Annotated in this window: 20 protein-coding genes; 3 read left to right on the top strand and 17 right to left on the bottom strand. The window is 36.7% G+C overall.

Going from position 1 to position 24,051, the window contains the following annotated elements; all coding sequences use genetic code 11:
- Positions 1-112 precede the first annotated feature (112 nt).
- The 4 genes from DK858_RS15820 to DK858_RS15805 all read right to left on the bottom strand — a co-directional run bounded on the left by DK858_RS15820 (position 113) and on the right by DK858_RS15805 (position 5,527).
- On the bottom strand, positions 113-460 hold the full coding sequence (locus tag DK858_RS15820) for a YfiM family lipoprotein (RefSeq protein ID WP_109398205.1): 348 nt from the start codon (positions 458-460) through the stop codon (positions 113-115).
- A gap of 130 nt (positions 461-590) precedes the next feature.
- Positions 591-1,949 (bottom strand): CDP-diacylglycerol--serine O-phosphatidyltransferase, encoded by a 1,359-nt coding sequence (gene pssA / locus DK858_RS15815; RefSeq protein ID WP_109398204.1) that lies wholly within the window; start codon positions 1,947-1,949, stop codon positions 591-593.
- Between the two features lie 178 nt (positions 1,950-2,127).
- Positions 2,128-4,797 carry a bifunctional acetate--CoA ligase family protein/GNAT family N-acetyltransferase gene (locus DK858_RS15810; protein ID WP_109398203.1) on the bottom strand — a complete coding sequence of 890 codons (2,670 nt, stop codon included), beginning with the start codon at positions 4,795-4,797 and terminating at the stop codon, positions 2,128-2,130.
- A gap of 46 nt (positions 4,798-4,843) precedes the next feature.
- Positions 4,844-5,527: a tRNA-uridine aminocarboxypropyltransferase gene (locus tag DK858_RS15805; protein WP_109398217.1), complete on the bottom strand. Its 684-nt coding sequence runs from the start codon at positions 5,525-5,527 to the stop codon at positions 4,844-4,846.
- A gap of 139 nt (positions 5,528-5,666) precedes the next feature.
- Between DK858_RS15805 and DK858_RS15800 the strand changes: the two genes are divergently transcribed.
- Complete coding sequence (locus DK858_RS15800) at positions 5,667-6,737, top strand: C48 family peptidase (RefSeq protein WP_109398202.1); 1,071 nt, start codon at positions 5,667-5,669, stop codon at positions 6,735-6,737.
- A gap of 91 nt (positions 6,738-6,828) precedes the next feature.
- Entirely contained in the window at positions 6,829-7,965 is a 1,137-nt protein-coding gene (locus tag DK858_RS15795) for a tRNA/rRNA methyltransferase (protein ID WP_109398201.1), read from the top strand.
- A gap of 94 nt (positions 7,966-8,059) precedes the next feature.
- Here the strand turns inward: DK858_RS15795 and emrB are convergent, their stop codons facing one another.
- From emrB to DK858_RS15755, 8 genes are all read right to left on the bottom strand, one after another.
- Positions 8,060-9,577, bottom strand: a complete 1,518-nt coding sequence (gene emrB, locus DK858_RS15790) for a multidrug efflux MFS transporter permease subunit EmrB (RefSeq protein ID WP_109398200.1) — start codon at positions 9,575-9,577, stop codon at positions 8,060-8,062.
- A gap of 15 nt (positions 9,578-9,592) precedes the next feature.
- Positions 9,593-10,771: a multidrug efflux MFS transporter periplasmic adaptor subunit EmrA gene (gene emrA, locus DK858_RS15785; protein WP_109398199.1), complete on the bottom strand. Its 1,179-nt coding sequence runs from the start codon at positions 10,769-10,771 to the stop codon at positions 9,593-9,595.
- A gap of 192 nt (positions 10,772-10,963) precedes the next feature.
- Positions 10,964-11,491 (bottom strand): transcriptional repressor MprA, encoded by a 528-nt coding sequence (gene mprA / locus DK858_RS15780; protein ID WP_023581117.1) that lies wholly within the window; start codon positions 11,489-11,491, stop codon positions 10,964-10,966.
- Positions 11,492-11,983: 492 nt separating this feature from the next.
- The gene (locus DK858_RS15775; RefSeq protein WP_109398198.1) at positions 11,984-13,192 is read right to left on the bottom strand and encodes an MFS transporter; all 1,209 of its coding nucleotides are present in this window, start codon (positions 13,190-13,192) and stop codon (positions 11,984-11,986) included.
- Between the two features lie 166 nt (positions 13,193-13,358).
- Positions 13,359-13,766 (bottom strand): hypothetical protein, encoded by a 408-nt coding sequence (locus DK858_RS15770; RefSeq protein ID WP_109398197.1) that lies wholly within the window; start codon positions 13,764-13,766, stop codon positions 13,359-13,361.
- Positions 13,747-15,102, bottom strand: a complete 1,356-nt coding sequence (locus tag DK858_RS15765) for a phosphatase PAP2/dual specificity phosphatase family protein (RefSeq protein WP_109398196.1) — start codon at positions 15,100-15,102, stop codon at positions 13,747-13,749. Before DK858_RS15765 ends, DK858_RS15770 begins: the two co-directional genes overlap by 20 nt.
- Before the next feature lie 103 nt (positions 15,103-15,205).
- Positions 15,206-16,975 (bottom strand): bifunctional alpha/beta hydrolase/class I SAM-dependent methyltransferase, encoded by a 1,770-nt coding sequence (locus DK858_RS15760; protein WP_109398195.1) that lies wholly within the window; start codon positions 16,973-16,975, stop codon positions 15,206-15,208.
- A complete protein-coding gene (locus DK858_RS15755; protein WP_109398194.1) occupies positions 16,972-17,607 on the bottom strand; it encodes a CDP-alcohol phosphatidyltransferase family protein in 636 nt (211 codons plus the stop codon). The genes DK858_RS15760 and DK858_RS15755 overlap by 4 nt, the downstream gene beginning before the upstream one ends.
- Positions 17,608-18,053: 446 nt before the next feature.
- Here DK858_RS15755 and DK858_RS18095 point away from each other — a divergent pair, with 446 nt between their 5' ends.
- Positions 18,054-18,209: a hypothetical protein gene (locus tag DK858_RS18095; protein ID WP_162556410.1), complete on the top strand. Its 156-nt coding sequence runs from the start codon at positions 18,054-18,056 to the stop codon at positions 18,207-18,209.
- 106 nt (positions 18,210-18,315) lie between these two features.
- Here the strand turns inward: DK858_RS18095 and DK858_RS15750 are convergent, their stop codons facing one another.
- The 5 genes from DK858_RS15750 to nrdF all read right to left on the bottom strand — a co-directional run bounded on the left by DK858_RS15750 (position 18,316) and on the right by nrdF (position 24,043).
- Positions 18,316-18,666, bottom strand: coding sequence for a ribonuclease G (locus tag DK858_RS15750; protein WP_109398193.1), 351 nt, complete (start codon positions 18,664-18,666; stop codon positions 18,316-18,318).
- A gap of 276 nt (positions 18,667-18,942) precedes the next feature.
- Positions 18,943-19,938, bottom strand: a complete 996-nt coding sequence (proX, locus tag DK858_RS15745) for a glycine betaine/L-proline ABC transporter substrate-binding protein ProX (protein WP_109398192.1) — start codon at positions 19,936-19,938, stop codon at positions 18,943-18,945.
- A 123-nt stretch (positions 19,939-20,061) separates the two neighbouring features.
- Positions 20,062-21,261, bottom strand: a complete 1,200-nt coding sequence (gene proW, locus DK858_RS15740) for a glycine betaine/L-proline ABC transporter permease ProW (protein ID WP_109398191.1) — start codon at positions 21,259-21,261, stop codon at positions 20,062-20,064.
- Positions 21,254-22,453: a glycine betaine/L-proline ABC transporter ATP-binding protein ProV gene (gene proV / locus DK858_RS15735; protein ID WP_109398190.1), complete on the bottom strand. Its 1,200-nt coding sequence runs from the start codon at positions 22,451-22,453 to the stop codon at positions 21,254-21,256. The genes proW and proV overlap by 8 nt, the downstream gene beginning before the upstream one ends.
- 621 nt (positions 22,454-23,074) lie before the next feature.
- A complete protein-coding gene (gene nrdF / locus DK858_RS15730; RefSeq protein WP_109398189.1) occupies positions 23,075-24,043 on the bottom strand; it encodes a class 1b ribonucleoside-diphosphate reductase subunit beta in 969 nt (322 codons plus the stop codon).
- Between the last annotated feature and the right edge of the window lie 8 nt (positions 24,044-24,051).

Here is a 24,051-nt window from a genome sequence, read left to right as displayed (position 1 = left end):
TGAGAGTAGGGAACTGCCAGGCATTAAATAAGACGAGAAAGCCAACCCACTGGGTTGGCTTTTTTGCGTTTGGGGTTTTTATATCTCTATTTTATTTTTGGGAAATAAAGCACTATTTTAATTGCTGATAAAGTAATGAACCTGCAACAGCTCCTGCAACATCGTAAGTAAAATCATGCCAACTCCAGCCAGTACCTTCTGGGCGGCTATCATAAAGTTCTTTCGCTACCCCTAAACTTATCGAAACCGAGAGCCCAATTAATAATCCCTCTCTATGACCATAATTTTGATGATCTGCATACGCATTTGCACCAGCAGATGTTGCCATTGAAAATAAAAAATGTTGAGCTTTATCTTTGCCTTTCCAATTATCATTAGCAAAATGAAATGATTGGCAACCAGTCAAAGTTATTACTGATAATAAAACGATCAGAAAGCCACATCTAAGCCTTTGTTTCATAAAAAATAAAAGCCTTTTCACTGATAAAGATATTTTTAATATAAGAGTTTACTAAGTATAGACGGGGAATATTAGAAAACAAAAAAGCCTTGCTAAAATTATAGCAAGGCTTATCAAATGAAGCGTCGATTTAAAGTATACGACTGATTAATCTATCAACACGAATACGTCGTAATCGTTTGATTAATTTCTTCACTTTTAGAGGATAAAGTTTAATACTTTCTAGATCTTGGTAATTTTTCACGACAATAGTATGTTGGCGAATACACTCTAACTCATTATGTCGTTGTTCATGTAATTCATGTTTAGGATCATGAATCAATATGGCATTTTCTAAATCTAATCCCCATGCACGTGGATTAAGATTATTACCAGTAATTAATTGCCAATTATCATCTACCCACAGGCCCTTTAAGTGATATGTATTATCATTATCTTTCCAAAGTCTTACTGTTAATTGGTCATTATCAATAAATCGTTGGAAACGTTGAGTAAATTTACGCAGATTGATCTCATAGAGATAAGGTAGAGCACCTATAATTTTAAATGGCTCTTCTGGTGGAATATAGAAGTCATTCGCAGTTTTATCACCAATAATAATTTCGACTTGCTTGCCATTTCTTAATAAATGACTGATTTGACGTACAAGTATCGCGGGTAAATTAAAATAAGGTGTACAAATAACAAGTTTTTCTTCAGTAGAAGCCATAAGGTGAGAAATGGTCTTATTTAAGATATTTTTCTTACCTAATCCCATTAAAGGTGTGACTGCCAATTCATTGTTAGAAGCGTTAGCTTTAATATCATAACCATCACGCGTGCGTAAATTGAAACGAAATTGACGAATACAGTTTTTAATTTCGGCACAACGAACTCTATCTTTGATATCCAGTCGTTGAATTGCTTCTGATTGCAACAGATCAGTCACAATAAATTGTTTCATTGTGGAGGCTAATTCGCTATTTTTGATGATGTGATATCTGTCATAACGATATTTATCCAGCTTGTGCAAGTAAACATTATTAATACTTGCACCACTATAGATAATCGTATCATCAAAGATAAAGCCTTTAAGGTGTAGTACACCTAATGCTTCACGAGTGTTTACGGGAATGCCGTAAATAGGGATCTCGATATCAGGGTGTTGTTGTGCAACATGGTAGTACCAATCTGCATTTGTTGCATCAGCAGAGACACCAATACGCCCACGCTGAGCACGGTGCCAATCAACAATAACGGTAATGGATAATTCAGGACGTTGTTGTTTTGCGGTGTAAAGTGCATCAAGGATCTCTTCACCAGCCTCATCGTGCTCTAGGTAAAGAGCTGTAATAAAGATCTCTTTTTGGGCTTGAGCAATGTATTTCAATAAGGTGCTGCGAAACGCGGATGTTTGATAAAGCGTTTCAACATCAGCAACTGACTGAGCTAATTTAGGCAGTTGTGCAAGGTGTTGTTGATGCTTAGCAAGTTTTAGTTTAGACAACATCACAGTGCTTAATTCTCTTGTTTATGATGGCAGATGGAGCCATCGTCCATGTGGATTTTCTTTAACCGATCTTCTGATCATAACATTAGTTATATGGGATGTACGCATAAAATCATCATATATAGCTAATTTATCAAAGGATGCGTGAACAATCACATAAAGAAACTTTCTCTTATGATCATAGTATTGGGCTATTTTTTGATGGTTCAAGCTGTAAATCAAGATTGACTATTCCTTCATCAAATTGTACTTCAACAGAAAACCCCAGTTTTTTGGCTAGACTTATCATATTGCGATTTTCAGGCATGGTTATTGCGGTTAAACGTTTAATGCCATGTTCTCTAGTATAGTTGATAAGTTTAGCCATAAGTTGATGGCCTAAGGTATTTCCTTTTAAATCAGAACGCACAAGGATAGCAAATTCTGCATGCTGATTATCAGGATCCGCCATTGCACGAGCAACACCAATGATTTCAGGCCGATCTTCAGGATTTCGGATTGCGACAAAAGCCATTTCTCGATCGTAGTCAATTTGTGTCATATTAGCGAGATCGTCATGTGTAAACTCACTGATTTCACTAAAATAACGATAATAAAGATCTTCTTTTGTGACTTGGTTTATAAACGTTTTAAGTAATGGCTCATCTTCCGGCAAGATCGGTCGGATAAAGCAAGGATTGTTATCCCTTAAAAAGAAGGTTTCTTCTAATTCATTGGGATAAGGGCGAATAGAGAGTTTTTGATGGGGATCGCCTTGTAGTGGTGCTAGCTCCATCGCAACATCGAGTAATGTAAAATCATTACCTGAAGCTAATAGAGGGTGAATATCTAACCTGACAATTTGCGGACAATCTAGAAGTAAGTGAGAAACTTGCACTAAAAAATGACTTAGACTTAATATATTTAGAGGCTGTAAAGCGCTTCTAGGCTGTATCTTTCCGCTTTTTATCGCATTAATAACCAGATAGCGAGCAAGTGCCATATTAAGAGGTGGCAAAGCAACTGCGGCTTTCGTTTCTATTTGCCACTCAACGCCCCCTTCACCCAATACAATTAATGGACCAAAAATAGGATCTTGCTCTATAGCGACTCGCAGCTCTTGAGAGCCAGCTCGATTTGCCATACTTTGCACTAATAAACCCTGAATTTGTGCTTGAGGGTACAGCTCTGTGACGCGCTCTATAATGGCATGTGCTGCTGATGATACTTCCGTACTGTCTCGAAGATAAAGCATAACACCTTGTACTTCGGACTTATGAGGGATATCAGGGGAACGCAATTTCAGAGCAACAGGATAACCAATTTTTTCAGCAATATTGACAGCTTCTTGAGCATTATGGGCAATCCAAGTTGGAAGTGTATTAAAACCGTAAGCTTCCATAATGGGCTGAACTTGGTGTGTATCTAATCGATATTGCTTATTTTTTAATGCTTCTTCAATGCAACGATGTGCTTGTTGCGTATTCATTTTGACATCTAAAGGTAATGCTGGTGTTTCTTTTAACTGTTTCTGATTTCGACGATATTCTACCATATGCATAAATGCGGTGACGGCACCTTCAGGTGTTCGATAGGTTGGAATTCCTGCTTCACTAAATAATTTACGCGATTGTTGAGATGAATACTCTCCACCCCAGTTAGTGAAAACGGTAAGCCATTTACGTCGAGGATGTTTATTGATGGCCTCTATCACTCGTTGAGCAGTTTCAATGCTAGGAGCAATGGCACTCGGTGTGTGAATAAGAAGCAAAGCATCATGATCATGGCTATCCAACAAACAATTCAATGCCAAAATATAACGATCAACCGTTGTATCATCACCTAAGTTTAGCGGGTTACGAATGCTATTTTCTTCTTGAATAACACTTTGTAGCTTTTGTTTTGTTTCATCTGTAATTTGTGCGAGTTTTCCTGAATGTAAAAATAGCTCATCAATTGCCATCGCGGCAGGTGCTGAGCCATTACTCATAATCATTAATCTTTCACCTTTTAAAGGCGTCATATAGCTAAGTGTTTCAACGGCAGAAAACATTTCATGGGTATCTTGTACTCGTAATAACCCAGCACGTTGAAAAGCCGCATCATAAGCGACGTCATAACTCGGTGTATCGCCCAGTAGCAGTTGAGCTTTTTGAGTACGACCGCTTTTTATCACCAGAATAGGTTTGTTGCGCGAAGCACTACGAGATGCTGACATAAAACGCCGTGCATCTTTGATATGTTCGAGATGCAATAAAATGGCACTGGTTTTACTGTCTCTTGCTAGAAAATCTAACAAATCATCAACTTGGATATCTTGGTTATCACCTAACGCAATAAAATAGGAAAAACCAATATTACGATAGTAAGCCCAATCTAAAATCGTATTGGCAACAGCTGCTGATTGCGAAATAAAAGCTAACTTTCCTTTTTTAACAGGCAGAGGTGAAAAGCTAGCATTTAAACCTTGCCACGGCGCTAAAAGCCCCAAACTATTTGGGCCAAGTAAGCGGATGTGATATTGCTGGCAAAGTAATTTTATTGGTTGAAATTGTTCAGGTTGTGCGGAAAGCACAATCACGGCTTTGCAACCCGATTCACCTAATTGTTTTAGTAGCTCAAGATTGCGACGATGATGTGTACAAATAATTGCGAGATCAGGAACTTGAGGTAATTTATCAATAGAAGGATAAGTAAAAACACCAGAGACAGAGCCACGAGATGGATTAATTGGAAACACAGGACCATTAAATCCACCGCTGAGCAGGTTTCTCATCATTGTTGTTCCTGCTCGACCCAATTTTTCAGAAGCACCGATCACTGCAATAGATTTAGGACGTAATAGTGCTTCAAGACCTCGTTGGCTCATATTCACTCCAGCGTTTCATTATCAACTGCTATTCAATGTAGCTGATTTACACTTCTTTTGCCTGACTTCGGTCTGGTTTTCCAAGTAAATATTGTTGACGAAAGTAACTAAAATGAGAAAAAAGTTGTTGTGAAGCTTGAATATCGCCGACATTCTCTAAAATAGAGGCAGCGACCTCTGCGGTACAATGTTGCTCTTCTCTTGCTGCTTGGCGAAGCACGTAGTCACATTTGCTGGCTTCATTTAAAGAGAAGATAGGCAGAGCATCAAGATAGGGGCTTTTGCGAAACATTTTGCGTGCTTCACTCCAAGTACCATCAAGAAGAATAAATAAAGGTGGTTTGCTATTTGTAGGGAGTTGGTTGTATACAATACGTTCACTTGATGCATAGCTTTCAGGGAAGACAACATAAGCTTGCCTATCTGGTGTATTGATGAGGTCAAGCAAGGCTTGTTCTGGCGTCGTTCGGGACCATAAAAAAGCTCGCGTGTCTGGTAATACATCGGCAATTAATTTCCCCGTATTACTTGGCTTCATCACTTCAGTATCATACATCAATAAACAAAATAGGCTTTTTGCGGGTTGATTGACAATTGTGTCACAAAGACACTGTTTTTCAGGTAATAAGCAAAAAGAGCAACGTTTTGTACGAAAACCTCGCGCTTTAAAAGGACGAGTTGAAATCGAAAGTCGATATTGACGAAGTCGAGAGACTGCATTGTCATGCATAACAGATTGACCAATACTCATAAAAAAGAATCGAATATTATCATGATACCCAAAAGTCTACTATCAGTTGTTTTTTTTATGAAAGTTAATTTACTGGATGGTAATAGGATTATTATTATTTAATAATTTGTGGTGATTTATGAACATAATGCCAATCTCTTTTGTTTCTAATCAACAGAGTATTAATGATAATGAAATTAAAAATCTATTTGATATTTTTAATAAAGATAGTTTGAGTCGTAATCTTGATATTGCTAAAAATCAAATAAATAAACTTGCTGATTTAGTAAGGAATGGAAGTTCAAAAGATTTAGAATATTTGATAAATATCATGTTTCATGATGATATAAAAATAAGCCTATATGCAACAAATCAACTCTACTTAATTTATTCAAAATTAAGTGATTCGATAAGAGAAGATATTAAGGAACTAATTAAATCACTCTATGAAGTAAAAGTAAAAGGTGAGAGCGAATATTTCAAAGAACGACCTTTATTAAGTGCTATGGCTTGCGGAACAGAAATAGCTAAACAAGAAGGAGATGGAGACAATGTTTTTATCTCAGTGATTGATACTTATTTAAAGAATGTTGTGTTAGCAGACAGTACTGAAAGCGTAAACTCTGAAAGCGTAAGCAATAATAATCGTTATATTTCTGCATCAGAATTACAATCTTGGGTTTCATTTCAACCCTATCAATGTGATATTAGCGATTATGAAACAGTACTTAAAAAAATAGAAAATGAAAAAAAAACTGATGAGTTAAAAAATTACATCGCTTTAGTCAACCACAATCATTGGGTAGCATTATTTACTTATAAAGATAGTTGTTTTTTATGTGACTCATTATCTTCAATTAAAAAAGAAAATGATGATCGTAATAAATTATTAGCTAGATTAAAAGAAAAAGGATTTAATATCTTTAATATAGAAGACAATTTACAAAAAAATGTACCTAATGGATGTGGTCTTTTTGCACTTAATTATATTGATAATTTACAAAATGAATTGAATAAATTAAATGATAAAAAAATAGCTGATTTAACATCTACAATAAAAACAGTATTACAAAATACAGGAAAAAACTTTCTTGGCCAGACAGATGAAGACCAAGCTGTATTTAATCATGATTTTAGGAAAAAATTGATCATGGATACACTTTTTCGTTTTGTTGAATCTGATCTTATTTTGAAAGAGAGTGTTTTTTGATATAGGTTTATCTCTTACTCTGCGTGATTCTCTCGGTGACAGTTGCTAAACTATCATGTAATCTGCGCCCCTATTGCAGTTGGAGAGACAAATGAACGATTCTTATGAAGGTAAAAACGGCAAAGTAAAAGTGATGTATGTCCGTAGTGAGGACAATGCCGACAATAAACCTAAAAAACCATCCCGTCGTCCTGAAAATGGTCGTGGTGATAACCGTAACGACAAAAGTCGTGATAATAGACGTGATAACCGCGATGATAAAAATCGCGATAACAGACGTGGTGATAACAAATTTTCTCGTCGTGATGATCGCGGTGCAGGTAAGCCTTCAGGGCGTGGTACATCACGTAATGAATCCAAACCTTCTCGCGATAGCGAAGGCGGAAGTTTTTCTCCATGGAAAACGGTTTCTCGCCCTGCGGGCGAAGAGGCAATTAAAGAGCACGATGGCATTACTGGCAAGAGCCAAATCGATCCTGAACAGCTACGTCGTCAGCGTTTAGAAGAAACCCGCATTTATGGTGAAAATGCCTGTCAGGCAATGTTTAAAAATCGTCCTGATGCAATTGTTCGTGCTTGGTTTTTACAAGATGTGACACCTCGTTTTCGTGATGCCCTAAAATGGATGGCTGCAAACCGTAAAGCTTATCATGTTGTTGAAGAAGAAGAGATGGTCAAAGCCGCTCGTACTGATCATCATGGTGGCGTATGCTTTTTAATCAAAAAACGTGTTGGTCATGATGCAGAAACTTATCTGAAAGATGCACCTGAACATGATTGCGTATTAGCACTTGAAGATGTGGGGAATCCACATAATGTAGGGGCTATTATGCGTAGTTGTGCACACTTTGGTGTGAAAGGCGTTATCTCTCCTGATTCTGCTGTCTTGGAATCTGGTGCTGCTGTTCGTACCGCAGAAGGTGGTGCTGAATATATCCAAGGTATTGATGCTGATAATTTTGCTCAAACTTTAGATAAATTTAAAAAAGCGGGTTATACGCTGGTGGCAACATCAAGTCATAAAGGCAGTGTGCCATTATCAAAAGCGCAATTACCGGCGAAAATGGTACTTATCATAGGTCAAGAGAAAGATGGTTTAAGTGAAGGTACTTTAAATCAAGGTGATATGAGCATTTACATCGGCGGTACTGGGCACGTTGAAAGCTTAAACGTCTCTGTAGCTTCTGGTGTGTTATTAGCTGAATGGTGGCGTCAGCACAAAGGCTAATTGCTTTATTGATTTAAATATAATATAAAAAATCCCGCTTAATTATTATGATTTTTAAGCGGGATTTTTATTTATAAGGCCTACGTTAATGGCATTATTTCCCCGGTGAGAAAGGCGGTTTTGCAAACCAAACCACGACCATCATGATAAGGAAAATACCTGCTGCTAACCAAAAAATTTCATTGGCTGAAATAATTAATCCCTGCTCTGTGATCATTTTCGCTAAATATGCTGATGCTTGTTCATTTGAAAGACCAAGATCATTCATTTGTTGGTACGCCATTTGCGAATCAGGATCGAGTGGATTAATTTTTTCTACAAAGGTTTCATGGTGAAGCGATTCTCTTTGTGTCCAAATTGTTGTGGTTAAGGATGCGCCAATTGCCCCTGCCAATGTTCTTAAGAAGTTCGAAAGACTTGACGCTGATGCCATTTTTTCTGGTGGTAATCCAGATAATGTCATTGTTGTTAATGGCATAAAGAAACACGCAACGGCTAAACCTTGCCAGAATTGAGGCCATGCCACAGTGGAAAAATCCATTCCTGGTTCGAAGGTGTAAGCTCGCCAATAAAAACACACAGAAAACATAATAAAGCTAAAGCTGATGATATAGCGTAAATCCACTTTACCACCAAACTTGCCTATTATCGGTGTGATAATTAAAGGCAGTAAACCTACTGATGCTGATGCTAATCCAGCCCATGTTGCTGTATAGCCAAAGACCTCTTGTAAAAGCAGGGGCAGTAAAACAATGGTGCCAAAATAGATCATATAGGCGAGGCTGAGTGTGACACAACCAATGGTAAAGTTTCGACTCTTAAAGAGCGAGAGATCTATCACTGGATGATCGTCTGTTAACTCCCAAACAATTAAGAAGCTGAGTGCAACTACTGCCACAATGGCGAGGACTATGATTTCTGTCGAATTAAACCAATCGAGCTCTTTACCCTGATCGAGCATGATTTGTAAAGCACCTATACCCACGACGAGTAAAACAAGACCAATAGTATCTATTGGTTTAATTTCAGTTTTGGTTTCGCGTCCAGCTAGGGTGTTTGATATACACATAATAATCAACACACCAAATGGAACGTTAATAAAGAATATCCATCCCCAATGATAGTTATCACTGATGTAGCCACCTAAAATAGGCCCTAAAATCGGTGCAACAACAATGGTTACTGACCATAGTGCAAGTGCCATATTTCGTTTTGCTGGTGGATAGTTATTCAATAGCAAACTTTGTGATAAAGGAATTAATGGTCCTGCAACTAAGCCTTGAAGTACACGAAAGAAAATAAGCATTTCAAGACTTTGAGAAATGCCACAAAGCCAAGAGGTTAGTGCAAAAAGTGCTGTTGACCACATAAAGAGTCGAACTTCACCAATACGTTTTGCTAACCAACCAGTAATGGGGATAGAAATAGCATTCGCCACACCAAAAGAGGTAATAACCCAAGTACCTTGTGAGTTAGAGGCACCTAAGTTTCCTGCAATAGTTGGAATGGCTACGTTAGCGATTGTAGAATCGAGAACTTGCATAAAGGTTGCCAACGCAAGGGCGATGGTCATTAAGGCAAGTTTTCCTCCTTGTAATGGCTCTTTGATCACCTTTACACCTCGCCTTTATTGTCCTGCATTTTGTTCAATGATTTCATTGATCAGTTTATTAATCTCTGACATATCAATTGTTAAAACATCAGTATGGTAAGCTGGCGTTTGGCGTTCACTGTGTGATAATACTTTTCCATCAAGGTTAATCGTATCGACAGTCACTTCAGAAGAAAGACCAATACGCAGTGGTTTTTCCGCTAATTCTTTTTCATCTAAAGAAATACGAACCGGCAAGCGTTGAACAACTTTTATCCAGTTACCACTGGCATTTTGCGCTGGTAATAATGAGAAAGCACTACCTGTTCCCATATCTAAACCTAATACAGTGCCGTGATAAATGACTTTTTTGCCGTAAAAATCAGTTGTGATCTTTGCCGGTTGCCCAATACGCATATTAGCGAGCTGGGTTTCTTTAAAATTGGCATCAATCCACATACCCGTTACAGGAACAACGGCCATTAATGGTTTACCCGGCGAGACTTGTGCGCCGACTTGAACGCTACGACGCGAAACATAGCCATCTGTTGGGCTTAAAATTTTAGTACGTTCTAATGCGAGCCATGCATTACGAACATCAGTCGAGGCTTGTAAAACAGAAGGTTGTTTTGCAATTGGTGTGTTTAAGATAATTGCTTGATTAGCATTATATTGCTCTTTTGCAACTTCTAAAGCCGCTTTTGCGGTAGATACTGCCTCTCTGGCGTGTTGAAGTTCTTCTTTACCAATGACATTGCGTTCGCCTAAAACTTCGCGACGACGAAGATCATTTTGTAATTTAGTGAGCTCTGATTCTCGTAAAATGATGTTTGCTTTTAGTTGGCGACCTGTGATGATTTGCTGATGCATTTGGCGAACACTATTTGCTAATGCTGTTTTTGCTTTTTCTAATGCCAATTTTTCATCACTTGAATCTAATAAAACTAAGGGGGCTCCTGCTTTTACAAAATCGGTGTTATCCACATAAACAGTGGTAACAGAACCTGAAATTTGTGGCATCACCATGATTTGATTGCCAGTTACATAAGCATTATCTGTCGTTTCATGATGTCTTAATACCATAAACCAATAAGCTGTATAAGCTACGGCTGCAACAATAAATAGGATAGTTAGCAACAGTAAAACATTTCGGCGAGTTCGTTTTTTATTGCGAATGGGAGCCTGAGGGAGGGTATTTTCCTCATTAACACTCATTTAGAAGATCTCCATAAAACCAGAAAAACATCATTAGATATGTTTCCAGTATTAAAACTGGAAACATAATTATAAAGTCAATCTTAGAATAATAATTAGCGTGAAGGTAAATTATAAATGCTAATGGGTAAGTATGTTTGCCGATTTATGGCGTAAATAGGATTAGATCAATAAAACTATTTATTATGCTACTTATTCACAACCTTTTTCAGCCAAAGTATCTAATTGTAATAATAACTTACGCATTAGTGTTTCAAGCTGTCTTTGTTCAGATTGATCTAATACAGACCAGATTTGTTTTAAACATTGATGTTGTGGTGGTAATAAGCTATTTAAAAACTCTTCGCCTGCATCAGTTAAATGGAGATGTAAACAACGGCGGTCATTATGACTTTCACGGCGTTCAATCCAACCTTGTTTTTCAAGCTCATCAGCAATACGCGTTGCATTTGTTCTTGAAGAGCCTAAAGCTGCACTTAATTCTGATGGTTGAATACTACGATTTTCTGTCGTATCTAATATCATTAGTGCCATAAATAATGTCTCGTTAATACCCTGAGACTTCAACATATTATTACGACTTTCAAGAAGTTTGCTTTGAACATGCATAGAAAGGCGAGTTAACAAAATTTCTTGATAAGGAATATCTTTGTTAAGCGATTTCTGTTGTGTAGCGCGAGTGTTTAGTAATTCTTCTGTTGGCGTAAATGAGCTTTCCATTTTTAGACACCTTGTTAGTTTCGAAAATTAGGATAATGCTGTTATCAACATGTTAAATGGTATATTAAACACACAATTTAGCAATTTTTATTATTTATAGTCACTATGTTTTTTTGATTATGTTACCTGATTCATAAATTTTCTGAATGATAACACAAAAAAAAGATAGGTACTTATCTCTTTGCAATAAGTTAATAAAATTAATTTATCACTTATCTGACAATGAATAGTAGTCTATTTACGAAAAAAGGGATCATTTTTTACGATAAAACACGTAATAATTTTATTATAACTACCAATGGTTGTTATGTTGATGATATCGAAATGAAATTATTTATATAGTGCTTTATTGGGGGGATTGATATAATTATTCTTAATAAAGAATAGGATGATGATATACATTAATAGTAATCACGCTGTTAAAACATTAACATTTTATTCTGATTACAGTAGGATTGAAGAAATAATATAACCCATCCTTGGGTTTGAAAATTATTCAGCGTGGATTATTGGATCATTTTTATAACCTAAAAACCAAACAATAAGTCCAATAACACCAATGACTAATCCAGCGATGGAAACCCCTGTCCATCCATATTGATGATAAGCATAGCCTGATAGTAAAGATCCTAATGCACCACCGATAAAATAGCTTGTCATATAAGCGGCAGTTAGGCGGTTTCTAGCATCCGGTAAAATACGGTATATGGTGCTCTGATTGGTAACGTGAACACCTTGAACAGCTAAGTCTAGCAAGACAACACCAATAATAAAGCTGATGAGCCCTATCCAGTGGTAATAAGGTGCAATAACGATAAAACCCCAAGAAAGAAAAAGGATGGCTAATCCCACGGTAGTGGTTTTTTTACCTTTTCCTTTATCAACTAATACACCTGCTTTACCGGCCATTAATGCACCTGCAGCACCAACAAGACCAAATAAACCAATCACGGCATCTGAGTAATTAAAAGGATCAGAAGCCAATAAAAAAGCCATTGAAGTCCATAATAAACCAAAGTGAGCAAAAATAAGTGCACCAACTAATGAGCGCGTTCTTAATACGGGAGTTGTTGCAAATAATTTGAAAATAGAGCCTAGCAATTGGAAATAATTTAAGTTAGTTTCACTTTTATAAGTGGGTAAACAGCGCCATAAAGTGATAGCCAAAATTGCCAGAAAAATACTTGCTACCCAGAAAATACCCTGCCAATTAGTAAATGACGCCATTAACCCAGATGCCGTTCTCGCCAGTAAGATCCCGAGTAAAAGACCACTCATAATCGTTCCGACGGCTTTTCCTCGTTGATGTGGCGCGGCAAGCGTTGCAGCAAAAGGAACAAGAATTTGAGCCACAACGGAGAACATGCCTGAGAGTGCAGTTCCTATTAACATTACCCAAATATTAGAGGCCATAGCAGTAATTAATAGACCACTCGCTGAAATTAATGTCATGGTAATAATGAGTGAGCGACGTTCAAAAATATCGCCAAGAGGCACTAATAACATTAATCCGATGGCATAACTTAATTGTGCTGTGGTGACAATAAATCCGGCCATAGTAGCCGATATGTGGAAATAGTTTGCGATTGAATCAAGTAGTGGCTGTGCATAGTAATTACTGGCAACAACCATGCCAGTGGCAACTGCCATAAGTAAAATAAGACCTTTGCTTAGCGAGGTTTTTGGTGCGCTGTTTTCCATAATACTCATAACGAATCATTTGTAAGGTAAATGATAGTAACATGAGTCATTTTTTTGAGAAAAGAATTACTGTGATAGAGATGTTCAATTAATTTGATATTACTCCTTAGATTTTATTTTTATAACATATTGTTTTGTATAATGAATAAATATTGAACCTAGCTTATTAATAACTAAAAGACGTAAGAAAAAGTATAGCCAAACACCATATCCATTGAACTGAAATACCAATAACTGCAAAAGAAAATAGACGTTTAGTCCCTAACCAGCGGGCTTCCATCGTCTGTTTTTTGGGGCGTTTAGGAAATAATGTAGAGAGACTTTCATCAAAGCTAACATGGTCTTGATAGCGATAAAGGGCTTGAAAAAAATGACTATCAAGCCATAAACGAAAAAGGTGATATTGCGTAAATAAAAATAAAAGAGAAGCACCAAAGAATGCTAATTTATTGTGAACGTGAAGGCTAAAAACAGGCCATGTGTTTATATAAGGTAACAGTGATAACAGCAGTAAATAACGCCAACTTTGAGTTAAAGATACAATGACTTTACCGCTAGTTTTTGTTGTCAGCATTGTTGCCTCTATTTTGTTGGAAATGTGAATACCAAATTTGTAATGCCTCTTGTGTTTCTGGATTTAAAATCACTTGAGGGCGTGTTTGATACACCTGTTTTATTGCGTCCTCCAAGGTATCAACTGTGCCATTATAAACTAGCCATGCGACTGCAATAGTAGCACTGCGCGAATAACCTAATTTGCAATGAATATAAACAGTTCCTACTTGGCTAAGATGTTCCATAGACAACATGGCTTTGCTGATATCATCAGGAGATAATGGTAATAAATCGATTTGAGGTTGGGCTAAATAAAGCTGATTTTGGCTAAATTTGTTTCTTGGCCATTCACAGGTTAAATCAAACACTGCGTTAGCGTTTAATTTATAGAGAGGGCGTCCACCTAGTAAAACACCTTCCGCCACTAAACTGGGAGTTTGGCAACGAGTTAAATAATAGCGATAAGTACACCAAGCAAAAAAGCGATAAGGTAATAGGATTATCTGTGCAGAAAGGGGAATTTCACCCTGTGTATTTTTTTGAAAAATAGAAGCTCCAGCCCCTAAATAACCCAAAGTTACAAAAGTTAATGTGATTGCTGGCCAGAGAAAGATCCAAAAGAAACCTTGCAGGCCAAAAGATAACAGATAAAACACCATTGCTGATAACGCATAATTTTTACCAATACGTAAACTGCGTTTGCTGCCGGTAAAATGCCATTTCCAACGAGAGTTTATTGGTAATAAATAACAAATAAACACACCAACACCAAAGCCTGTAATAATATCAATAAAGTGATGTTGCCATGTTGTCAGCACAGAAATAGCAATAAGCAATGACCATAAATTCAAAAACCATTGCCATGATTTGGGCGTATGTGCGCGAAAACGTAACCAAATTATCCACAATAAAATAATGTGCAAAGAAGGGGCTTGATTATAGGGTAAATCGAAACCTTCTAATTGGGTAAATAACCAGCCAGAAACCCCTTCTGTTGTTGGGCGAGTAAAACTAAATTTTAATGGAAATAATAAAAAACCAGCACAAGCAATAAGTGAGGCCACAATTAAACGTAATCCATGTATAAATTGCTCTCTTAGCGTTGTACAAATAATCAGTGAAATACCGTAGGCAATATTTACACTCCAATAAGGAATGATTGTCCAGGGTAAAAAGGGGATCGCTTTTTCCCATGAATAAACAAAAGAAGGAACATCAGATAAAGTGGAAGTATAAGTGTTAACTTGCATATAAGTTAAATAGAAAAATGGAGCCAGAAATAACAGCCATACAATACCAGCGAGCCAGATACTTTTTCTTGATGATGTTATTTGAGAATGTTGGGTTCCACCCATACTAAAATTCCTTTATTTGTTTATATTTCTGTTTTACAACGTCTTAAAGCTATCGCTATATGTTGCCATATAGCGATAGCCCAGTGATTGATGGTATATTCTGTTAGCGACGTTTTGCTATCGATACACTGAAAATCCCCCAATGATCAATTTGTTGATCTAACTTTTCAAATCCCGCTTCATTGACTAAAGCATCCATTTCCCCTTGACTACGGCAACGCATGATCCAAGGTTGTCCATTTTGGTGACTTGGTAATACACGCGCAATCATTTCAAGCTGAGGGTGCCAAGGTTGACAGGTATAAATCAATAAACCGCCACTAGGTATGGCTTGCGATAGTCCTTTTAAAGACTCTTTTAGCAGATGATTTTCAGGGAATAATTCATAGAGTCCACTGACAATGCCTAACGTTGGTGAAGGTGAAACTGAACTCAAACTTTCTGCATCAAAAGCGTTACCTTCTTCAAAGCGTACTTTATCTTCTAAGTGACGCTCTTTAATCGCCATTCTGCCTTGTTCGACATTAATGGTGCTATAATCACGCATTAAAATTGAATCAATCTTGCTATAATCATTAACAGCATCAAAAAGATAGCGCCCTTGTCCTGCTGCGATATCCATAATATGCACAGGCATATTATTTTGTATTAATTGGCGAATTGCGTAGCGGATCGTATTTTCAATATTGATTTTACGTTGGCGGATCCCTTGCCAACCAATACTATTTAGATACTGCCTATCAACAACTCGACCAAATAATCCTTTCCCTTGAGGCTGATTACGGTAGACATAATCTAGAGTCGATCCAGAATCAAAACCTTTATCGTAACCCAGCGCAACCCCTTCAGATGCTTTACCTAAAGTGCTCATAGAACGACTAAGTACTTTATAATAAAGTTTTTTTAGACAATATTTAGGAAGAGGGGTCTGTAATGCACGATACATATCAGCGCTATGGCTCCAAGTATCTTCATGCTGGTAATCATGTTGATAAAGTGGTTGTGCAAATAAGGTTTCGATAAAACTACGCATTTTATTAATAGGGATAACCCTGTCTTTTTCACCTAATGTATCGTGGTAAAAGCCGGGTAAGACGTGCTTTTCTTTGATAGGGGTATTTAAACGTTCATAGAAAAGGTGTTGAGGCTTGGCGTGAACCACATGATCATTACCTGAAATAAATAATTGTGTTGGTAAAGTAATCGCACTTGCATCTTCAACAACACGATCTGCCGTTTTATAAAGTTCTAATAAAATATTGACGGCAATAGGGCGAGTGATCAGAGAGTCTTGATTAAAAGAGTCTATACGACTTTGGTCATGGGTTAAGTATTTGGCTTTCACATACGAATTGACGTAAAAAAGGCCACGAACTTTTTGCATTAAGGCGAGGCCGGTACGTGCAAAAGGAACATATAACTTCACTTTAAATGCTGGCGAGGCTAACACCATACCACGGATTTTTGGGGCATAATCGTGTACCCAACCAGTTACTAAAACAGCACCGACACTTTGACCAACAACCAGAATATTCTCCATTGGAATATTATAGTTGGATGAAACGTAATGAACGAATTCGTCGATATCTTTTATTGATGTTCCCATTGATGGGCTATAACCGCGAGCACCTTCATTTTTACCATGTCCACGAGCATCCCAAGCAAACATTGAAAAATCAGGAAGATCTAACTCATCAACTAGATGAGAAACACGCCCTGAGTGTTCATGACCTCGGTGAAATAAAATAATTGCTTTTGGCTCAGTGGTAATTTGAGCAGGCCAGTGGCGATAATACAGTGGTGTCTTATCGCTGGTGGTAAATTCAGACTCAATCATATTCCTTTGAGTTTGATATTGCGGTTGTTGATTCATAACGATGTATCCTTATCTTTATCTGTCATCGTTGCTTCTTTTAGTGCGCGATGAATTCGGTGATAACAAGTCAACAAAAGTAATAAATTAATAATAATAAAAAGATAATGCGTGTTTTCTGATAATGTCAGTGAGGGGAATATTCCGATAAAAAACGCAATAGCACCGAAAATAAAGGCTCTATCACTTTTTCCCATGGGGCCATCATAACGACGAGACGCATGAATAGTTTGGGCAAGAACACCTAAAAACTCAGTCATTATCATTAAAAAAAGTGCCAGCATGATCCACCAGTAGGCCTGTGGAAAAATAAAAACAAAAGGTAAATAGAGTGCAATGTCTGAAATAACATCGCTAGCTTCGTTTAATATCGCTCCAAGCGCACTTTTTTGATTATGTTCTCGGGCAAGCATGCCATCAATGGCATTAAGCGCCATCCGAAAAAAGAGGACAAAAGGGAGTAATAAAAATAAACGAGGAGAAGGATAAAGCAAAAGTAATCCACCAACGGCAATGGATAACAGTAAGGCAGACAGTGTAACTTGATTTGCGGTGATCCCTTTTGTAAATAATTGTTTTACATAAGGGCGCAAGAGAGATTGAAATTTGGGTTTTAAGTCATAAATTGTCATGACGCATCCTTGTGTTCAAAAGTGCGTATACTATCTCAAAATTATTGTTTTATTATTAGCTTATTTTTATCTTATTGAATATATTTATTTCAAATGTTTAATTTATTTACGATTTGGTCATAAAACTATTTTCTGAAATTTACCTGAATTAATAAATGTTTAGCTCTAAAAATAAAAGAAAAATCAAATGTATATAATTGTAATTATCAGACTGTTCTGTGTTTGTATTTATTATTTTACTTTGAAAATTATTAATTTTTCTTTAGAAATGTGTGCGCAATTATAATTAGAGAATTAAAAGGAGGGAATGAAAATAAGGGATATTAAACACTTTATAACAACCAATAAAGTAGTTTGATTTATTTAATATATTGTTTTATATGATATTTAAATATAATGAGGGATCAATAGTGTAGTTATCTGTATTTAGTGTTAAGTGAAAAAAGATGATGATAATTATTATCACTATTGATGAAGTTGGGGGCACCTCTATCTATCAAGCTAATAACCATATAAAAACATATTATTATGGTTCATTCCTTAGTAAAAAAATGATGCTTACTATCAGTGGATTGGAATATTTTTATTTTCGTCATCAGTGATTTATAGTAGCAAAATGTTTCGAATATTATTGCAAGTAAAAACAGATAAACCCCATGGATATTATGGGATTTATTGTCATTAAGAGTTTATACCCAATATATTGAATTAATAACCGTGTGAGGCAGAAGTTGCAATCATTGCCATCATGGTAGTGAAGAAGAAAATAAAGAAAAGAACAGCCATAACGATACTAATAATAAAGTAAACAAAGCCCGCTCTATTCCATGTTTCTTGCACTTTCATAAAGGTTTCAACAGAATCATAATCACCATTTTTCCAAGCCCATTCATTCCCTTTAATACCACAGACAAAGATCCAAACGAGATTAAGTAAAGGAACAAGCGCTAATAATGGAAGATAGGATTTATTACCAAATCCCCAAATAATATTGAACATGAAAGCACCCCAGTTCCAACGTTTAATTTCTTCTGGTACGGGTTTATTAGTGTAAGACACAGTTTATTCCTTATCTAAAATATAAAAACGAGAGTGCCAAAATGGCAACTGGAGAAAAGGATAATCATAATTGAAGAAATGAGAGAATGAAAGATAGGCCTATCTCAGCCATTAATAAAAAGAATAATCTTAATAATAAAGTGGTATTAATATCTTTTAATTATTATATAAGTTTCGTTCGGCCTAATAATATTTCATTTTAGTCTTTATCAATAAAAACAGGCCACAATAGTGTGACCTGTTTTGTGATAATCTTAAATTAAGATTATTTATTGATTATTTTGCAGCTGCTTGGGCTTGCTCAATCCAACCATCAAAGGTTTTTTGATGTGCTTTGATCCAAGCATTAGCATGGCGCTCAATATCTGCTTGTGATTTTTGACCATTATGCATACGTAAGTTTTGCGCATTAATATCGGCAACAGACACTTTCATGACTTCAAAGAGTTTTGCCGCAGCAGGGTTTTCTTCAGCCCATTTTTTATTTGCTGCGATGTGCATGGTACTTGGCGGGAAGCCATAGTTTTTACCATTTGCTAATGTGGTATCAGTTTTATCATCACCTGGTAATGAAGAAAACGGTACTTGTAGCCAAACAACATCTTTACCCGGTTTTAATACATCACTTATCCAGTAAGGTGTCCAAGTGTAATAAAAAATGGGTTTGCCTTCTTTATAGCGAGTGATGGTATCAGCCATCATTGCCGCGTAATTACCTTGGTTGTGTGTAACCGATTTTTCCAATCCATAGGCTTTTAAGTGATTGTTGATAGCTTCTTCACAACCCCATCCCGGATTACACCCGGTTAAATCGGCTTTGCCATCACCATTGGCATCAAATAATTTAGCAATTTTAGGATCTTTTAATTGCTCAATATTTGTAATGTTATATTTTTCTGCTGTTTTTTTATCAATCAAGTAACCTTGAGCCGCATTAACGACATAATTCCCTTTACGATAAAAGGTATTATCACCTCCCGCCGCGGCATATTGTGAATTATGAAGAGGAACCCAACTGACGGCCATAAAGGTTGCATCACCATTGGCGATAGAGGAGTAAGCAACGTTATAGTCAACTTCTTTAATTGGCTGAACAGTGTAACCTAATTGTTCTAGTGCTTTGTTAACGATTAAAGTTTGAAAGGTTTCTTCAGAAATCGTACTTTGCACAGGTTGAACCGAAATCCCTTTTCCAGGTAAATCAGCAGCGGATAACTGGGTGCTTATCAGTGTGGCGGACAATACGGTTGCCCAGAGAACTGGATTACGCATAGTTTTTCCTTCTGTTGTTATGGTAAGAGATAAATAGTGACAGCAGAACTGCCACTTCTATTTCTTATATTGATTGAACGTGATGTTCTTTATTGATTTTTTAATTAATAGTGTAAATGTTTATTACGATGCTTTTTTGCCAAAGAGTCGGCAAATTAAGCCAATAGGCCCTGTCATATACCAGCATCGATTACCTTTATGACGGCTGTTTTGGCCTAAAGATTGTGTTAATCGGTCAAGGATAATGGCGAGGATAACAATACCTGCGCCTCCTACGGCAGCAAGACCCATATCAAGACGACCTATGCCACGTAATACCATTTGACCTAATCCACCAACGGCGATCATTGATGCAATAACAACCATTGAAAGTGCTAACATCAGTGTTTGGTTTACACCCGCCATAATCGTTGGCATGGCAAGCGGTAATTGCACTTTAAATAACATTTGGCGAGGATTCGCACCAAATGATTGTGCTGCTTCAATTAAATCTTCAGGGACTTGTTTGATCCCCAAAATGGTCAATCTCACAATGGGAGGTAAAGCAAAAATAATGGTGACCACAACGCCGGGCACGTTACCAATACCAAATAACATGACGATAGGAACTAAGTAAACAAACGCAGGTGTTGTCTGCATTGCATCCAGTAAAGGCCGAACAATTTTGGATGCTCTATCACTGTTAGCTAGCCATATTCCTAATGGAAGCCCGATAACAAGACAAAACAGTAATGAAGTGAGTACTAATGCGAGGGTCACCATGGCTTCGGACCAAGCACCAATCGCACCAATGAGTATTAATGAGATAAAAGATGCGATACCCATGGCTTTACCTGAAAGTTGCCATGCAATCAGAGAAAACAGAATAATGGCGATAGGTGCAGGCATTGAGGTTAAGAAATTTTCAAAACCGCTTAATACCAAATCAACAGGTACACGAATACCTTGGAAAACGGGACGAAAGTGCAACACAATCCAGTCAATCGCATCGGTAACCCATGAATCTAATGGGATCAGCGTATTGTGAAACGGATCCATTAGATTGAATGAATCTGGTGTAACATCTGTTGGTGCTGCATCTAGCCAATCACTGCCTGTGGATGAGGTATCGATATTTTCAGTACTACCACCAGCGCCCCATGGATCGGCATCTGTTGATGCACTGTCAGTACTGTTCCAAGGATCGCTTTCTGTTGTGCTTGTATCTGTTGTTGCCCAAGGATCATCACTGGCGTTATTGGTTGTCCCTTGTGTTGTCTCACTTGTTATGGTTTCTTGGATATCTGCATCCAAAGTCGTATTTTGATCTGTTGTATTACTCATTTGGCGTCTCCTTATCCAGTGCTTGTAGTAACATTCCTTTAGAAATTAAGCCGATATAACGATTTTTTTCATCAATAACAGGAATAGCACAGGGAGATTGTGCAACAGTTGAAATCAGCTCGTTTAATGGTGTATCACCATTAATGGCGCAAGGCTCAGGTAAAATAGCTGACTCAATAGGTTGTTTATTTTTAAGTGCCTCTTCAAGAGACGTAATGGAAACGATGCCAACAAATTTTCTTCCCCGTTCAATGAGATAGCCAAAGTTTCTATCTTCATCTTCGAGTACTTTCAAGGCGGAGCGTGGGCCAAAACCAGGAGCTATATGCAGTAAGGTTTCTGGGCGACGTTTGGCAATATCTTTTGCGCTAAATACGTGGCTAATATCAACGCCACGGAAAAACGTACGCACATAATCATTTGCTGGATTGTTGAGTATTTCATCCGGCGTTCCCGTTTGGACAACAACGCCACCTTGCATAATGGCAATTCGGTCGCCAATACGCATAGCTTCATCCAGATCATGGGAGATAAACACAATGGTGCGTTGTTTATCGCCTTGTAAGCTTAATAACTCATCTTGCATTTCTGTACGAATTAGTGGATCAAGTGCTGAAAAGGCTTCATCCATTAACAATATATCAGGATCATTAGCAAGCGCCCGGGCAAGACCTATACGTTGACGCATCCCCCCAGAAAGCTCATCAGGCCAAGAATTTGCGTAACTGCCTAAATTGACTTGCTCTAAGGCATCCATGGCTTTTTTATAACGCTCGTCTTTGCTTAAGCCAGCGAGATCCATGCCAAATGCTGTGTTATCAAGCACGTTCATATGGGGCATTAATGCAAATGACTGAAACACCATACTGATTTTTTTACGACGTACTTGTCGTAATTCTTTATCCGACATGGTAGCAATATTTTCACCATCAATAAGCACTTCTCCTTTTGTTGGAGAGATCAGACGATTGAGAAGGCGGACTAGAGTGGATTTACCTGAACCGGATAATCCCATAATGACAAATATTTCGCCTTCTTCAATTGCCAGATTTGCATTTTGAACACCCACCGTAAGCCCCGTTTTATCAAAAATCTGATCTTTATTCATACCAGATTCTAATAATTCAAATGCGCGTTTAGGGTGTTCACCAAATACCTTGTAGAGGTTTTTTACTTCGAGTTTAATTGCCATGCAATATATAGTTTCCTATTTAAATATTGAAAGGAATAAATTAAATATTAATTAATAAGTGTTGTTGTTTTTCCTAAATAAGATTTTTAGTAAGGAAAATACCCTACCACAATGATTGAGTCTGGCAACCCTATGTTAATTATAATTAATTAAATAATTTAGCTATATTTTCTTTATTTCAAATATGATTAATAATTAAATAAAGTGAAAAAAAGAAAATTTATTAAAAGATGAATTTTACTCTAACCAACTGAAATAACTTTATTTTTAGAAATATTGTTATTTTTATTAGGAACTCAATAAAAGGAATGTTTAATATCAAAATAGAGAGAAAAAAAGATGAAAAATAAATGAAAAAAAATCCAAATACATTAGGTTATTTAATGTTTTGTGTGTAACAATAAGGTTTATCTATGGGCGTTAAGCTAAAATCATTCGAAAAAAATTGATTTTTTGACAACATTGAACGGCAAAAATCAATTGATTAGATTATTTAATAGACAAATAAAAATACACCAAAAAATAATCTATATTTTTCAGTGTATTATGTTTTACATCCAATACATAATTAAATTGAATGTATTTGGCTATTTCTCTTATCTTTAATGAGGCTAGTAAATCTTAAAAATCCCAATCATCATCTTCAGTGTTAATGGTTTTTCCAATAACATAAGATGAACCTGATCCAGAGAAGAAATCGTGATTTTCATTTGCATCTGGTGACAATGAAGAAAGAATTGCAGGACTTACATCAGTTATCTCATCAGGAAATAAAGCTTCATACCCTAAATTCATTAATGCTTTATTTGCATTATAATGAAGAAATTTTTTAACATCTTCAGTCCAACCGACAATGTCGTAAAGATCTTCAGTATATTTCACCTCATTATCATATAAATCTAATAATAATGAAAAAGCAAAATCTTTAATATCTTGTTTCTCTGTTTCCGATTTATTTAATAACTGATTTTGAAATTTATAGCCAATATAATAACCATGAACGGCTTCATCTCTAATAATAAGGCGAATTAAATCAGCTGTATTGGTTAATTTTCCTCGACTTGACCAATACATTGGTAAATAGAATCCTGAATAAAATAAAAAGGATTCTAAAAAGACGCTGGCAATTTTTTTCTTTAAAGGATCTTCATCTTGATAATAACGCAAAATAATTTCTGCTTTCTTTTGTAAGTAAGGATTTTCCTCACTCCAACGATATGCTTCATCGACATCAGTTGTTAAGCAGAGTGTAGAGAATATGGAACTGTAAGAGCGAGCGTGAACCGCTTCCATAAAACAGATATTAGATAACACGGCTTCTTCATGAGGCGTGAGTGCATCAGGCATTAAAGTTGGTGCGCCTACGGTGTTTTGGATGGTATCAAGTAAAGTGAGCCCAGTGAAAACACGGATTGTCAGTTGTTTTTCAGCCGGTGTCAGCGTGTTCCATGAGGGAATATCATTAGAGAGTGGAATTTTTTCAGGTAACCAAAAATTCATGGTTAAACGATTCCAAACTTCTAGATCTTTTTCATCTTCAATGCGATTCCAATTAATCGCATTAACTTGGCTTAATAAAGGTGATGACATGCTATGTT

This window comes from Proteus faecis (assembly GCF_003144395.1).
GTDB lineage: Bacteria > Pseudomonadota > Gammaproteobacteria > Enterobacterales > Enterobacteriaceae > Proteus > Proteus faecis.
This window is presented reverse-complemented; position numbering and strand designations above follow the sequence as displayed.